14 protein-coding genes and 1 pseudogene are annotated in these 14940 nt (G+C 41.4%); 14 read left to right on the top strand and 1 reads right to left on the bottom strand.

Features of this window, described 5'->3' with window-relative positions:
- Positions 1-11: 11 nt before the first annotated feature.
- From AN395_RS17805 to glmU, 12 genes are all read left to right on the top strand, one after another.
- The gene (locus tag AN395_RS17805) at positions 12-797 is read left to right on the top strand and encodes a ParA family protein (RefSeq protein ID WP_004588067.1); all 786 of its coding nucleotides are present in this window, start codon (positions 12-14) and stop codon (positions 795-797) included.
- Positions 798-817: 20 nt separating this feature from the next.
- Entirely contained in the window at positions 818-1744 is a 927-nt protein-coding gene (locus AN395_RS17800) for a ParB/RepB/Spo0J family partition protein (RefSeq protein ID WP_004588068.1), read from the top strand.
- Between the two features lie 142 nt (positions 1745-1886).
- A complete protein-coding gene (locus AN395_RS17795) occupies positions 1887-2267 on the top strand; it encodes an ATP synthase subunit I (protein ID WP_024032126.1) in 381 nt (126 codons plus the stop codon).
- A 15-nt stretch (positions 2268-2282) separates the two neighbouring features.
- A complete protein-coding gene (gene atpB / locus AN395_RS17790) occupies positions 2283-3140 on the top strand; it encodes a F0F1 ATP synthase subunit A (RefSeq protein WP_004588070.1) in 858 nt (285 codons plus the stop codon).
- 51 nt (positions 3141-3191) lie between these two features.
- A complete protein-coding gene (gene atpE / locus AN395_RS17785) occupies positions 3192-3425 on the top strand; it encodes a F0F1 ATP synthase subunit C (RefSeq protein ID WP_004588071.1) in 234 nt (77 codons plus the stop codon).
- A 42-nt stretch (positions 3426-3467) separates the two neighbouring features.
- Positions 3468-3938: a F0F1 ATP synthase subunit B gene (atpF, locus tag AN395_RS17780; RefSeq protein ID WP_004588072.1), complete on the top strand. Its 471-nt coding sequence runs from the start codon at positions 3468-3470 to the stop codon at positions 3936-3938.
- 16 nt (positions 3939-3954) lie between these two features.
- Positions 3955-4488 carry a F0F1 ATP synthase subunit delta gene (gene atpH / locus AN395_RS17775; RefSeq protein ID WP_004588073.1) on the top strand — a complete coding sequence of 178 codons (534 nt, stop codon included), beginning with the start codon at positions 3955-3957 and terminating at the stop codon, positions 4486-4488.
- 14 nt (positions 4489-4502) lie between these two features.
- On the top strand, positions 4503-6044 hold the full coding sequence (gene atpA, locus AN395_RS17770) for a F0F1 ATP synthase subunit alpha (protein WP_004588074.1): 1542 nt from the start codon (positions 4503-4505) through the stop codon (positions 6042-6044).
- Positions 6045-6104: 60 nt separating this feature from the next.
- Positions 6105-6965 (top strand): F0F1 ATP synthase subunit gamma, encoded by an 861-nt coding sequence (gene atpG / locus AN395_RS17765; protein ID WP_004588075.1) that lies wholly within the window; start codon positions 6105-6107, stop codon positions 6963-6965.
- A 33-nt stretch (positions 6966-6998) separates the two neighbouring features.
- A complete protein-coding gene (atpD, locus tag AN395_RS17760; protein ID WP_004588076.1) occupies positions 6999-8384 on the top strand; it encodes a F0F1 ATP synthase subunit beta in 1386 nt (461 codons plus the stop codon).
- Between the two features lie 13 nt (positions 8385-8397).
- Positions 8398-8820, top strand: coding sequence for a F0F1 ATP synthase subunit epsilon (locus tag AN395_RS17755; protein WP_004588077.1), 423 nt, complete (start codon positions 8398-8400; stop codon positions 8818-8820).
- A 248-nt stretch (positions 8821-9068) separates the two neighbouring features.
- On the top strand, positions 9069-10427 hold the full coding sequence (gene glmU, locus AN395_RS17750; RefSeq protein ID WP_054983814.1) for a bifunctional UDP-N-acetylglucosamine diphosphorylase/glucosamine-1-phosphate N-acetyltransferase GlmU: 1359 nt from the start codon (positions 9069-9071) through the stop codon (positions 10425-10427).
- A 28-nt stretch (positions 10428-10455) separates the two neighbouring features.
- Here glmU and AN395_RS17745 read toward each other — a convergent pair whose 3' ends face one another.
- A complete protein-coding gene (locus AN395_RS17745) occupies positions 10456-11298 on the bottom strand; it encodes a LytTR family DNA-binding domain-containing protein (protein WP_054983813.1) in 843 nt (280 codons plus the stop codon).
- Between the two features lie 141 nt (positions 11299-11439).
- Here AN395_RS17745 and AN395_RS17740 point away from each other — a divergent pair, with 141 nt between their 5' ends.
- A complete protein-coding gene (locus AN395_RS17740; protein WP_095206687.1) occupies positions 11440-12651 on the top strand; it encodes an acyltransferase family protein in 1212 nt (403 codons plus the stop codon).
- Between the two features lie 86 nt (positions 12652-12737).
- Positions 12738-14531, top strand: a pseudogene (locus tag AN395_RS17735) (choice-of-anchor I family protein).
- Positions 14532-14940: the final 409 nt, after the last annotated feature.

Raw genomic sequence — 14940 nt, 5'->3', positions numbered from 1 at the left:
TCAGAGACATAGTGGCAAAAGTCATCGCATTAGCAAATCAAAAAGGCGGCGTTGGTAAAACAACAACAGCTGTTAATCTCGCTGCATCTATGGCTGCAACGAAGCGTAAAGTGCTGTTAATAGATCTCGACCCCCAAGGCAACGCTACGATGGGTAGCGGTGTAGACAAATATGGCGATGTCGCCACCATTTATGATTTACTCATTGAAGAAAAACCAATGGATGAGGTGATAATCACTGAAACCTCGGGTGAGTATCATATGATAGCGGCCAACGGCGATGTAACCGCAGCCGAAGTAAAATTAATGGAATTGTTTGCACGCGAAGTACGCCTTCGTAATGCGCTTGAAAAAATACAAGATAAATACGAATTTATTTTTATCGACTGCCCGCCTTCACTAAATATGTTAACAGTAAACGCCATGGCTGCTGCTGATTCTATTTTAGTACCTATGCAATGTGAATATTATGCGCTTGAAGGGTTAACCGCATTAATGGACACTATTACGCAACTTGCAAAGTTAGTTAACCCTAACTTACAAATTGAAGGCATTCTTCGTACTATGTACGATCCGCGCAATCGATTAGCAAATGATGTATCAGAACAATTAAAACAACATTTTGGCGATAAAGTATACCGCACCGTGATCCCACGTAATGTGCGTCTTGCCGAGGCACCTAGTTTTGGTGCACCAGCAATGTACTACGACCGCGCATCAAGTGGCGCAAAAGCCTACTTAGCACTTGCGGGCGAAATGCTACGCAGAAAAGAAAAAACAGCGCCGGTAGTCGCCTAACTTTAAGGTAAAAAAATAACATGTCTGCTAAAAAACGAGGTTTAGGCCGAGGACTCGATGCCCTTTTAAGTTCATCAAAACCAGCGCCGAGCTCAAGCAAGGAACAAGACACAGTAAATGTGACTGAAGCTGTACAAACTGCAGCACAGCCCGTTGCGAATGAATTGCAAAAGCTGCCTATTGAGTTTTTACACTCAGGAAAATACCAGCCTCGTAAAGATATGTCTGAAGAAGCGCTTGAGGAGTTAGCAAGCTCTATCCGCTCTCAAGGCATTATTCAGCCAATTGTGGTGCGCCCAGTTGCAGAAAATAGCTTTGAAATAATAGCCGGTGAGCGCCGTTGGCGTGCTGCACAAATAGCAAAGCTTGAAAGCGTACCTTGTATTGTAAAAGATGTGCCAGATGAAGCCGCCGTTGCTATTGCGCTGATAGAAAATATTCAACGTGAAGATTTAAACGCAATGGAAGAAGCTATCGCTTTAAACAGATTATTGAATGAATTTGAATTAACGCACCAGCAAGTTGCCGATGCGGTGGGTAAATCGCGCACTACCGTGACCAATTTACTACGATTAAACAATTTAAATAGTGATGTTAAAATTCTGTTAGAGCATGGCGACATAGAAATGGGCCACGCACGCTGTTTATTAGCACTTGAAGGTGAAGCACAATCTGACGCTGCAAGATTAGCCGTAGCTAAAGCGCTAACTGTTCGCGAAACCGAAAAGTTAGTACGCTCAATTTTAGAGCCGGTTGCTGCTAAAGAAGCACCAGAAAAAGACCCAGATGTTAAGCGTTTAGAGCAAAAATTAGCCGACAACTTAGGGGCTAAAGTAGAAATAAATTATAACGCGAAAGGCAAAGGTAAGTTGGTTATTTCTTACACCAATTTAGATGAGCTTGATGGCATTTTAAATCGTATAAATCACAGCAATACCGACCATTAAAATTTTACATGTCCGATAAGAGACATTTGTAGCTATTTTGTGTTACAAAGCGTCTACTCAAGTTGCAAAACTGGTAGGATTAAGTATAATTTCGCCAGTTTTCACACCCTAACAATTAGAACGCCATAAAGGTTAACTAAACGTGACTAATAAGTTAGCAAGACCTTATAGGCTTGCCGCATTTAAATTAATTTGTCTTCAGGGTATCGTAGCACTTGTAGCTGCAGTAATTATTTTTGTTGGTTGGGGAGTAAACGCCAGCGTATCAGCACTTGCCGGTAGCAGCGTAGCAATACTTCCCCACCTAGTATTTGCGCTTTATGCATTCAGATATATGGGTGCAAGCAAAGCAAATCAAGCGTATACCTCGTTAAAACGCGGTAACGGATTAAAATTTATGCTAACAATCGTATTGTTTGCACTGATACTCAAGTCAACCACGGTCGTTTTAGTGCCGTTTTTTTGTGTTTACGTATTTGTGCTCTTTACTGGATTGTTTGCACCCGTTTTTTTTAAACATTAACTTTTGGGATATAACATGGCTGCAGAAGAAGTTACTATATCAAGCCATATCCAGCATCACTTAACAAACGCTAAGATGTGTATGACCGACTCAGGTCTTGCCTTCAACAAAGCGTGTGCAGACAGTGGTTTCTGGACATGGAATATAGATACCCTCGCATGGTCAATCGGACTTGGTCTATTATTTTTATGGACCTTCCGAAGCGCCGCAAAGAAAGCACACACCGGAGTACCGGGTAAATTTCAATGTTTTATTGAAATGATTGTTGAGTTCGTTGGTGACAACGTACGTGACACTTACCACGGTAAAAGCAAATTAATTGCTCCATTAGCCTTAACAATTTTTGTTTGGGTGTTCTTAATGAACTTAATGGATTTAATCCCAGTTGATTTCTTACCTGCACTTGCTGGTTTTGTTGGTGAACAAGCCTTTGGCATGGACTCACACGACGTTTACATGAAAATTGTACCTACCACAGACATAAACTTAACCGCTGCATTAGCATTGGGTGTGTTTATTCTGATGATTGGTTACTCTATTAAAATTAAAGGGGTTGGTGGCTTCATTAAAGAGCTTACACTTCACCCGTTTAGCTCTAATAGCAAAGTGGCTATGATTTTCTTAATTCCTTGTAATTTATTACTAGAAACAATCGCTCTAGTGTCTAAGCCTTTCTCGTTAGCACTGCGTTTATTCGGTAACTTATACGCTGGTGAATTGATATTCATACTTATCGGCGCAGTTGGTTTAATGCAACTTCCGTTGCACTTTGTTTGGGCTGTATTCCATATCTTAGTAATCGTGTTACAAGCATTCGTATTTATGATGCTAACCATTGTTTACCTAAGCATGGCAAGTTCAGACAATCACTAATTTATACACTTTTTATATTTAACTTTAACAATTGAAACTTTGGAGAAAAAAATGGAACTAGTATTAGGTCTTAAGTACATCGCAGTTGCTTTACTTATCGGCTTCGGTGCAATCGGTACTGCTATCGGCTTCGGTAACATGGGTGGTAAATTCCTAGAAGCATGTGCGCGTCAGCCTGAACTTGCACCTTCATTACAAGTTAAGATGTTCATCCTAGCTGGTCTAATCGATGCGGTAGCAATGATCGGTGTTGGTATCGCAATGGTAATCCTGTTCGTACTTTAATTTTATTTTTTGAACAGCTTACTATTTTAAGGAGGAGCGGTCGTGAACATAACAGCCACTCTTATCGGTGAATTAATTGCGTTTACGGTGTTTGTACTATTTTGTATGAAATATGTATGGCCACCACTTAATGATGCAATTGAGTCTCGCCAGAAGAAAATTGAAGATGGTTTAGCTGCCTCTGATAGAGCCGAAAAAGACTTAGAACTTGCGCAACAAAAAGCTGCAGAACAGCTTAAAGATGCAAAAGCTCAAGCGGCTGATATCATTGAACAAGCTAAAAAGCGTGCCGTGCTTATTGTTGACGAAGAAACTGTTCGTGGACAAGAAGAGCGTGAAAAAATTATTGCTCAAGGGCACTCTGAAATTGAATCAGAGCGTAACCGTGTAACAGAAGAGCTACGTAAGCAAGTAGCAACTCTGGCAGTGGTTGGCGCTGAAAGAATTTTAGAGCGTGAAATCAATCAAGCCGCACATAGTGACATCGTTGAAAAACTTGTCGCTGAGCTGTAATTAGGAGGGTATGAGCATGTCTGAATTGACTACTATCGCTCGCCCATACGCTAAAGCGGCTTTTGAACTTGCCGTTGAAAAAGGCACGATTGAAAGCTGGAATGACATGTTGTTTTTTGCAGGCGAAGTTGCCAGCAATGAACAAGCATCAGCCATTCTAGCTGGATTGCCTACTGCTACTGCACAAGCTGAGTTATTTATTAACTTATGTGCTGAGCAGCTCAACGAACAAGGTCAGAACCTAGTTAAGGTGATGGCTGAAAATGGACGTTTGATTGCACTGCCTGAGGTTGCTCAGTTATTCGCTGCGTTTAAAGCAGAGTATGACAAAGAAATCGACGTAGATGTGATTTCGGCAACCCCTCTTGCTGCAGCGCAGCAAGAGTCATTGGTAGCGACACTTGAAAAACGTTTCGCACGCAAAGTTAAGCTGAATTGTAGTGAAGACGCTGCAGTTGTTGGCGGCCTTATTATTAAGGCGGGTGACACTGTAATCGACGGCTCAGTACGCGGTAAATTAAACCGCTTAGCCACAACACTACAATCGTAATTGGGAAAAAGAGCATGCAACTTAATTCCACTGAAATTTCAGATCTGATCAAACAACGTATTGAGCAGTTCGAAGTTGTAAGTGAAGCTCGTAACGAAGGTACTATCGTATCTGTTACTGACGGTATCATCCGCATCCACGGTCTAGCTGACTGTATGCAAGGTGAGATGATTGAGCTTCCAGGCAACCGTTATGCTATCGCACTAAACCTTGAGCGTGACTCAATTGGTGCAGTAGTTATGGGTCCTTACGCTGACCTTACTGAAGGCGTAAAAGTATACACAACTGGTCGTATCTTAGAAGTTCCTGTTGGTGCTGGCTTACTTGGTCGTGTTGTAAACACACTAGGTGCTCCTATCGACGGTAAAGGCGCTTTAGATAACGACGGTTTTGAACCTGTAGAAAAAATTGCTCCAGGTGTAATCGAGCGTCAATCTGTAGATGAGCCAGTTCAAACTGGTTACAAATCTATTGATGCGATGATTCCAGTTGGTCGTGGTCAGCGTGAGCTTGTAATCGGTGACCGCCAAACAGGTAAAACTGCACTAGCAATCGATGCAATCATCAACCAAAAGAACACAGGCGTTAAGTGTGTGTACGTAGCGGTTGGCCAAAAAGCATCTACTATTGCTAACGTAGTACGTAAATTAGAAGAGCACGGTGCACTTGCAAATACTATCGTAGTTGTAGCATCTGCTTCTGAGTCTGCGGCACTTCAGTACTTAGCACCGTTCTCGGGCTGTACTATGGGTGAATACTTCCGTGACCGTGGTGAAAACGCATTAATCGTATATGATGATTTATCTAAGCAAGCTGTTGCTTACCGTCAAATCTCATTACTACTTAAGCGTCCACCAGGTCGTGAAGCATACCCAGGTGACGTATTCTACCTTCACTCGCGTCTTTTAGAGCGTGCATCGCGTGTAAACGCTGATTACGTTGAAAAGTTCACTAACGGTGAAGTGAAAGGACAAACTGGTTCATTGACGGCATTGCCAATCATTGAAACTCAAGGCGGCGACGTTTCTGCGTTCGTACCGACAAACGTTATCTCTATCACCGATGGTCAGATCTTCTTAGAAACTGACTTATTCAACTCAGGTATCCGTCCGGCAGTAAATGCTGGTATCTCGGTATCGCGTGTTGGTGGTGCTGCACAAACTAAAATCGTTAAGAAACTAGGTGGCGGTATCCGTCTAGCCCTAGCTCAGTACCGTGAATTAGCTGCGTTCTCGCAGTTCGCGTCTGACCTTGATGATGCAACTCGTGCTCAACTTGAGCATGGTGAGCGTGTAACAGAGCTAATGAAGCAGAAACAGTACGCACCAATGTCTGTTGCTGAAATGTCTTTGTCGTTATTTGCAGCTGAGAAAGGTTATCTTAAAGATATCGAAATCTCTAAAATTATGGATTTCGAAGCAGCTTTACTTTCTTATGCAAGTAGCACATACGCAGAGCTTGTGGCTCAAATCAATGAAACTGGTAACTACAACGCCGAGATCGAAGCGCAGCTTAAAGAACTTCTTGAGAAGTTCAAGTCTACGCAAACTTGGTAATTTAGTTATTAATGGTGCGCTTTAGTTTACTAAAGCACACCTTGATTCGGAGAGAGAGTCATGGCCAGCGGAAAAGAGATTAAAAGCAAGATCGGGAGTATTAAAAATACTCAAAAGATCACTAGCGCAATGGAAATGGTTGCTGCGTCTAAAATGAAAAAGGCGCAAGAACGAGTGGCTTCAAGCCGTCCATACGCTGACAAATTACGCAAAGTAATTGGTCGTGTTGCTCAAGCAAATCTTGATTTTACTCACCCGTTCTTAGAAGAACGAGAAGTAAAACGAGTTGGTTATATTGTTATCTCTACAGACCGTGGTCTATGTGGCGGCTTAAACTCAAATGAGTTTAAAAAAGTTGCATTAGACATTAAAGCGTGGAAAGAAAAAGGTGTGGACGCTGAGTTTGCAACTTTAGGTAGCAAAGCTGCTAGCTTCTTTCAACGTTTTGGCGGTCAAGTGCTTGCTAAAAAAGCAGGCCTTGGAGATAAGCCTTCAGTACAAGACGTAATTGGTCCTGTAAAAATTATGCTAGATGCATTCTCTGAAGGTAAAATTGACCGTTTATTCCTGGTATATAACAACTTTGTTAATACCATGAAGCAAGAACCAACAATTGACCAGTTACTCCCTTTGCCAAAAGCTGAAGAAGAAGTATCTGCCCACACATGGGACTACTTATACGAGCCAGGCCCAGACGCTATATTAGAGTCTTTGCTTGTACGCTTTGTTGAGTCTCAGGTATACCAAGGTGTGGTTGAGAACGCTGCCTCTGAACAGGCTGCCCGTATGGTTGCAATGAAAGCTGCAACAGATAATGCCGGCGACCTTATGGATGAGTTACAGCTTGTTTATAACAAGGCCCGCCAAGCGGCAATCACACAAGAAATTAGTGAGATTGTTTCTGGTTCAGCCGCAGTTTAATGCTTCAGGCAAAGATTAACGAGAGGAATAGACATGAGTTTAGGTAAGGTCGTCCAAATTATCGGTGCCGTTGTGGATATTGAGTTTTCTCAAGACAACGTGCCAGCCGTATATGACGCGCTAAAAGTAACAGATGGCGATTTAGCTGGTTTGACTTTAGAAGTTCAACAACAGCTAGGTGGCGGTGTTGTTCGTACTATCGCACTAGGTACTACTGACGGTTTACGTCGTGGCGCAGCGGTAGAAAATACAGGTGAAGCGATTCAAGTTCCAGTTGGTAAAGCAACGCTTGGTCGTATCATGAACGTACTTGGTGAGCCAATCGATGAAGCTGGCCCAATCGGCGAAGAAGACCGTATGTCTATTCACCGTGCAGCGCCTTCTTACGAAGAGCAATCAAGTTCAGTAGAACTTTTAGAAACTGGTATCAAGGTAATCGACCTTGTATGTCCATTTGCTAAAGGTGGTAAAGTTGGTTTATTCGGTGGTGCCGGTGTAGGTAAAACCGTAAACATGATGGAACTTATCCGTAACATCGCAATCGAGCATAGCGGCTACTCAGTATTCGCAGGTGTTGGTGAGCGTACTCGTGAGGGTAACGATTTCTACCATGAGATGAACGATTCAAACGTACTTGATAAAGTATCGCTTGTATACGGTCAGATGAACGAGCCTCCTGGTAACCGTTTACGCGTAGCGTTAACTGGTCTTACTATGGCTGAGAAGTTCCGTGACGAAGGTCGCGATGTACTTTTCTTCGTAGATAACATCTACCGTTACACGCTTGCTGGTACAGAAGTATCTGCACTTCTTGGTCGTATGCCATCAGCGGTAGGTTACCAGCCTACACTTGCTGAAGAAATGGGTGTACTTCAAGAGCGTATCGCTTCAACGAAGACAGGTTCAATTACATCAATCCAAGCGGTATACGTACCTGCGGATGATTTAACGGATCCATCTCCAGCAACTACCTTTGCTCACTTAGATGCAACAGTAGTACTTTCACGTGATATCGCATCACTTGGTATCTACCCAGCGGTAGACCCACTTGATTCATCTTCACGTCAACTTGACCCATTAGTAATTGGTCAAGAGCACTACGATACAGCACGTGGCGTTCAAACAGTTCTTCAGCGTTACAAAGAACTTAAAGACATCATTGCTATCCTAGGTATGGACGAGCTTTCTGACGAAGATAAGCAACTTGTATCTCGTGCACGTAAAATCCAGCGTTTCCTATCTCAGCCATTCTTCGTGGCAGAGGTATTTACAGGTGCGCCAGGTAAATACGTTTCACTAAAAGACACAATTGCTGGCTTTAAAGGCATTCTAAGCGGTGAATTTGATGACCTTCCAGAGCAAGCGTTCTACATGGTTGGCTCTATCGAAGAAGCTCAAGAAAAAGCTAAAAGCATGTAATTAGGAGGGTAGTATGGCAGCTATGACTGTACATCTTGACGTAGTAAGCGCAGAGCAGAGCTTGTTCTCTGGTCTAGTTGAATCGATTCAAGTATCTGGTAGTGAAGGTGAGCTTGGTGTTAATGCCGGTCACGCCCCACTACTAACTGCCCTTAAACCTGGTATGGTACGTTTAGTTAAGCAACATGGTGAAGAAGAACTGATCTATATTGCTGGCGGTACACTAGAAGTTCAACCGAACATAGTAACCGTACTTGCTGATACAGCTGTTCGTGGTGAAGACCTAGACGAGCAAGCCGCAGAGCAAGCTAAGCGTGACGCAGAAAGCCAAATGGCTAATGCGTCAGCAGCTGAATTTGATTATCAAAAAGCAGCTATGCAACTAGCAGAAGCTATTGCACAACTTCGCGTAATTCAGCAATTACGTAAAAAGTAAGCCTATCCGGTTTTTAAAAGCCCACGTTATGTGGGCTTTTTTGTGCCTGTAATTTGGCTTTACACTTATATCGGTTAGCAAAGCTGGTTACAATAAGTGTAATTATTATGAATAGTTTGTTTATCATAGATTCAGTCATTATTTTTTATAATACGGCTGAGTATGTATACATGGAGTGACATGCGTAATCTAGTTAAGCTACTTTCATTAACTTCTCACTAAAACAACGGAAAAAGGAAATTGTTTTAATGGCTCTAACAACAGTAATTCTTGCTGCGGGTAAAGGTACTCGTATGCGCTCTGCTCTACCAAAAGTACTGCATAAAGTGGCAGGTAAACCTATGGTGCAGCATGTTATAGATAACGCAAAGGCACTTGGTGCAACCACCACTAACTTAGTTTACGGGCATGGCGGCGAACTATTACAACAACAACTTGCCGATAACGACGTGAACTGGGTATTGCAAGCAGAACAACTTGGTACTGGCCACGCAGTAGCACAAGCAAGCCCTCATATTAATGATGACGATACTGTACTTGTTTTATACGGTGATGTACCTCTTACAAAGCAATCAACACTTGAGCGCTTACTAGCTGCAACACCTAAAAATGGTTTGGCGGTATTAACAGTTAATTTGGTTAACCCAAATGGCTATGGCCGTATGCTACGAGAAGATGGCAAGCTTGTAGGTATTATTGAGCAAAAAGATGCAAGCGCTGAGCAGCTACTTATCAGCGAAGTAAACACCGGCATTATGGCGGTTAACGGCAAGCTTTTAAAAACATGGTTAGGCAATCTATCTAACAATAATGCGCAGGGTGAATACTACCTTACAGATATCGTTGCTATGGCGCACAGTGAAGGTGTAGAAATCACGTCAGCACAGCCCGATCATGCAATGGAAGTTGAAGGCGCAAACAACCGCGTACAACTTGCAGGCCTAGAGCGTGCTTATCAAGCATGGCAAGCAGAAGAGTTAATGTTAAATGGTGCCACCCTAGCCGACCCTGCTCGTATTGATGTACGTGGCAATGTTAAAACAGGCGAAGACGTATTAATTGATATAAACGTTATTTTTGAAGGTAATGTAACCCTAGGCAATAACGTACAAATTGGCCCTAACTGCGTACTTAAAAACTGTACCATAGGCGATAACGTTGTAATAAAAGCGAATACCCTAATTGAAGATGCAAGCGTAGCGGCTAAATGTACGCTAGGCCCATATGCTCGCCTGCGCCCTGGTGCGGTTATGGAAGAAGACTCGCACATTGGTAATTTTGTAGAGATGAAAAAAACCCGCTTAGGTAAAGGCTCTAAAGCTAATCACTTAAGTTACTTAGGCGATGCTGAAATTGGCGAAAAAGTGAATATAGGCGCAGGTACTATTACCTGTAACTACGATGGAGTTAATAAAGCAAAAACCATTATTGGTGATAACGCCTTTATTGGTTCTAACTCATCGCTTGTTGCCCCAGTAAACATTGGTGCAACAGCAACTGTAGGTGCAGGCTCTGTGATCACCAGTACCGTTGAAGATGAGCAGCTTGCAATAGCACGTTCTAAACAGCGTAATTTAACCGGCTGGAAACGCCCGGTTAAAAAATAATTATAAAAGGCTACTTAGGTAGCCTTTTTTATTTCAGTTGAAGTTTAAACTGTTCTTTATAGCGTCTAGATAAGTTAAGCATCTTACCTGTAGTTAGTTTTATTTCACTATCGCCACTAGGTAGCGGTGTAATAGACTCTATTCTATCAAGGTTTACGCCATGGCTGCGATGGACTCTGCAAAAGCCTTTATCTTCTAGTTGCTCACTTAGTGCTGTAAGGGTCGTTCTTAAAGGGTAAATAGACGTGCCAATATACAAGTTTACATAGTTGCCCGATGATTCAAGCCAATCAACATCATCTATTTTTACAATAAACTCTTTACCATGCTTTTTTACAAGCAACCGGTTTAGACTAGGTGTGGCTTGTTGCTCGCTTTCTTCTATAGAAGATGCCTCCCCAATTAATTGCTGAACGACATATTGATATACTTTTATGAGCGCAATAAAAAATATAAAGCTTATAGCATCCTTTTGATATTCGTATATTAATTCAAACCAACTCAAACCAAAATCATAAGAGCGACCCCAAGCTAAATATACAAGCTTGCGACTGCCTACCATAATAGCAATATGTAACATGCTAAATACAATTGAAGCGCCAAAATACATACCCAATGAAGCAGGTATTTTATGCCATTTAAAAGGTGTGTTATTCAAAAACCAAATTAAAGCCGGAAACATAAGCAAAGATCCTAACGCGCTTGAATACTCCCATACAAATGGCTCCCAAATTAAAAATGGTAAATCTCCTGATCTTTTTACCTCCATGATTTGGGTTGTTGCATTTACGGTATTATTAATTAATACGTAAGCACACAGTAATACTGATGCGTATAAGGTTTGAAAACGCTGAAAGTGTTGTAGGTTCATAGTATGTGCTTATATTTATGTGGTGGGTTTATCCCTAAATACCACCGTTTATCACTATTGCCTGTAATATAAGCACTTATGAATAGTTTTTGCGAGTCGTTTAAGTCTTACTAGTACCAATAGGTATACATTGGTTTTAGCATGAATAAACAATTACACGTAACAAACCGCCATTACTTTCTTGATTGGCTGAGAGTCATTGCGTTTGCTGTACTTATTTTTTATCACATTGGCATGTTGTACAGCGAAAACTGGGGCTTTCACTTTAAAAGCACTTATATATCTCACTACGTAGAGTATTTTTTGTTGGTGTTTGCTCCTTGGAGAATGCTACTGATTTGGTTTATATCTGGAGTAGCACTTCGCTTTATGCTCGATAAAGTGAGAGGTGTTAAATCAAATGCGTTATTTGTTTTAAATCGCTCTATTTTTATATTACTACCATTGCTGGTGGGGTTATGGTTAATAGTTCCCTTTCAGTTGTATGCAGAAATGTCGCAAAAAAGCGTAATAGACATAACGTATTGGCAGTTCTACTTAGCGTTTTTAGATATTAATAATGAGATGTTTGCTAATTACCAGTCTGGGGTATGGCCGCACGTAGATGTAAATCATTTATGGTATTTACGCTCTCTTTGGCAGTTTATGCTTATCATTATTTTATTTTCACTATTCATGAAACTCCCTTTTTTTATGCCTTTACTCAAGTTAGGTAAAGTGAGCCTGCCATTACTGGTAAGCTTATTAGTCATAGCCATGTTGCTTACACATAACTACTTAGAAGGAGATGCTGTAAGGGAGGCTAACGGCTTTATATTTCTATTTATAGGGTATCTGTCAGCCAAACACGATTATTTTTGGGCGAGCCTAAAACACTATTATTGGGTGTTATGTGTAAGCTTTACCCTGCTGTGTATATACATATTAATGGCTTACCAAAACGTATTTGATTTACCTAGTTATATTTTTACTACTATATACAATATTCAAAGAGTACTGGGAGTGCTTACCATGCTTGCACTCGCACAGCATTTTTTAAACTTTAAAACTAATTACTTAAAAACATTTAATAGCTGGGTGTTCCCTTTTTATTTATTGCACCAAAGTGTACTCATAATCCTATGTTTTGTTTTGCAGCCTTTAGAGGTAGGTTCTTTTATTGAACCACTCTTGGTTGTTATTGGTACATGGTGTATTTGCGCGGTTATTACGTTAATAGTGACACGTATTGATATTTTAAGGCCCTTAATAGGTGTTAAAACTCAAAATAGCTATATCAAGCCTTATAAATTATTAGGTTATACAGTAAGCCTTATTCTTGTGTGCCCCTTAGCATTTAAACTCGTTTTTTAAGTTAAAAAAGCTTTATTAAAAGTGCCATAGCTTTGTCATACCTGTGTGTTGTTATTTTGTTCAACACCACACTAAGGAAAATAACAATGTTAAAAAGGTCACTTATAGCACTTTCACTCATATCAATATTAACGGGTTGCTCACTAGATGGAGATGACGGCCAAGACGGCACGCAAGGTATCCAAGGGGAGCAAGGCACAGCGGGTCAAAATGGTACTAACGGCACTAATGCAAACTCTGCGTTAAATATAAGTTTAGTAGGCCGCGCTGTACTTAATGCCTAAAGCCCCGAAGGTGCAGCCGAAATAGTTGCTTATCAAGCATCTAAAAAGTGGATATACGCCATTAATAGCTCTGGTGATGAAGCCGTTGTTAATATTATACCCACCGACACCTTTGATACGGCGGCCCTTGTTCAAGATAACGAAGGGATAGTGAGTGCAACTAACCTAACATCAGCCATTACCCTTACCTTAAACGACAACACCCCAGGCGATGCCAACAGCATAGCAATAGATGAAAACAACCAAATGCTAGCTGTGGCTATGGCTGCTAAAAATGTGGGCGAAGCGGGTCAAATTGCATTTTACGACATAAGCGGCGATACACCCGCCTTCATAAAAAATGTACCAGCGGGCTTTTTACCAGACATGGTGACTTTTAACCACGACGGTACAAAAGTAGTTGTAGCCAATGAAGGTGAACCTAATGGCGATTACAGTATCGACCCAGAAGGCTCTGTAAGCATAATTAATATAGTAGAAGGTGTAGTAGCTGATACGGCAACTAATATTGACTTTACTACTTACAATAGTCAGCAAGCTGAACTTGAGTCTGATGGATTTGTGTTTGCTAACCCTACAGGGCGCACTATTAACGGAAATGTAATAAATACGACAGTAGCTATGGATTTAGAGCCTGAGTACGTCAGCATTTCTAAAGATAACAAATATGCCTACGTATCAATTCAAGAAAATAACGGTCTCGCTATTATTAACCTAGAAGATAATAGCGTAGAGCTAAAAGCGCTAGGTTTTAAAGACTGGTCAGATTTACAAATAGATGCATCAGATAAAGACGGCGGTGTTAATTTTAAATCGTACCCAGGGCTTTATGGTATGTATCAGCCAGATACAATTTCAAGCTTTAGCTGGAAAGGTGCAAATTTTATAGTATCGGCAAATGAAGGTGATGCACGCGAGTACTTCTTTGATGTAACAGATGAAGCAGACTGCACAGCAAAGGGCGGCCTAGATTACGATGAAGATGATGGCTGTCTTGCCTATATAGATGAAAGCCGCGTTGAAGATTTAACGCTTGCAGCTAATTTTGACTACTTAAATAACGACGATGACGATATAGGCCGCTTGAAGGTAAGCACTGTAAAAGGTGATACGAATGACGACGGTCAATACGAATCGCTTTATGCCTATGGTGCACGCTCATTTACTATTTGGGACAGCAATGGGCTGGTGGTATTTGACTCAGGCGATGACATAGGTCGTATTACCGCATCGGTTCATGGTGAAGCCTTTAATAACAATGAAGATGAAAACGAAGGTGACACACGCTCAGATGATAAAGGCGCAGAACCCGAAGCGCTAACAATAGGTACGATAGACGAACGCACTTTTGCCTTTATAGGTCTTGAGCGCATGGGCGGGATTATGGTTTACGATATTACCAACCCTTACGATGTGCAATTTGAAGATTACTTTTATAACCGTGGTGTAATAGAAGGGGCAGATATAACCGGCGACCTTGCACCCGAAGGCATGGTGTTTGTAACTGCCGAACAAAGTGCGACAGGCGAGCCACTGCTTATAATCGGTAATGAGATCTCAGGTTCTATAGCTGTATGGCAAATTGCAGCAAATTAAAACCAACAAAGCAGTACAGCGATTACTAAATGTACTGCTTTTTCTAACGCGCAAATATTAGCTGTAAAATAGCGACTTAACATGCGCGTTTTTTAATCTAAAATCAGCCCGCAGGCCTTTATTTGTATGCGTTTCATACTAAATTCATTTATTTGTCAAAAAGCTGAAATAAAACATTGACCCCCGCTCGAATCTCCCTATAATGCGACCCCACTGAGACGGGAAACGCTGAAGCATAGCAAGGCACAACGGCTTAGAGAGTTAAGTGAAACTTCGGTTTTAAATCTTCTAAAAAGAAAGTTTAAAATTAAGTGTTGACTCGAAAAATAAAGGATGTATTATACGCATCCCTAGCGACAACGTCGCAACGTTCTTTAACAATATAAAGCAATCATCTGTGTGGGCACTC

It is taken from the genome of Pseudoalteromonas sp. P1-30, from assembly GCF_001400005.1.
Classification (GTDB): Bacteria; Pseudomonadota; Gammaproteobacteria; order Enterobacterales; family Alteromonadaceae; genus Pseudoalteromonas; species Pseudoalteromonas atlantica.
This window is presented reverse-complemented; position numbering and strand designations above follow the sequence as displayed.

Coding starts and splice junctions, on each gene's coding strand:
- AN395_RS17740 (WP_095206687.1), top strand. CDS start 11,440: ATGAATAAACAATTACACGTAACAAACCGCCATTACTTTCTTGATTGG.
- atpG (WP_004588075.1), top strand. CDS start 6,105: ATGGCCAGCGGAAAAGAGATTAAAAGCAAGATCGGGAGTATTAAAAAT.
- atpD (WP_004588076.1), top strand. CDS start 6,999: ATGAGTTTAGGTAAGGTCGTCCAAATTATCGGTGCCGTTGTGGATATT.
- AN395_RS17755 (WP_004588077.1), top strand. CDS start 8,398: ATGGCAGCTATGACTGTACATCTTGACGTAGTAAGCGCAGAGCAGAGC.
- AN395_RS17800 (WP_004588068.1), top strand. CDS start 818: ATGTCTGCTAAAAAACGAGGTTTAGGCCGAGGACTCGATGCCCTTTTA.
- AN395_RS17745 (WP_054983813.1), bottom strand. CDS start 11,298: ATGAACCTACAACACTTTCAGCGTTTTCAAACCTTATACGCATCAGTA.
- atpE (WP_004588071.1), top strand. CDS start 3,192: ATGGAACTAGTATTAGGTCTTAAGTACATCGCAGTTGCTTTACTTATC.
- glmU (WP_054983814.1), top strand. CDS start 9,069: ATGGCTCTAACAACAGTAATTCTTGCTGCGGGTAAAGGTACTCGTATG.
- atpA (WP_004588074.1), top strand. CDS start 4,503: ATGCAACTTAATTCCACTGAAATTTCAGATCTGATCAAACAACGTATT.
- atpH (WP_004588073.1), top strand. CDS start 3,955: ATGTCTGAATTGACTACTATCGCTCGCCCATACGCTAAAGCGGCTTTT.
- atpB (WP_004588070.1), top strand. CDS start 2,283: ATGGCTGCAGAAGAAGTTACTATATCAAGCCATATCCAGCATCACTTA.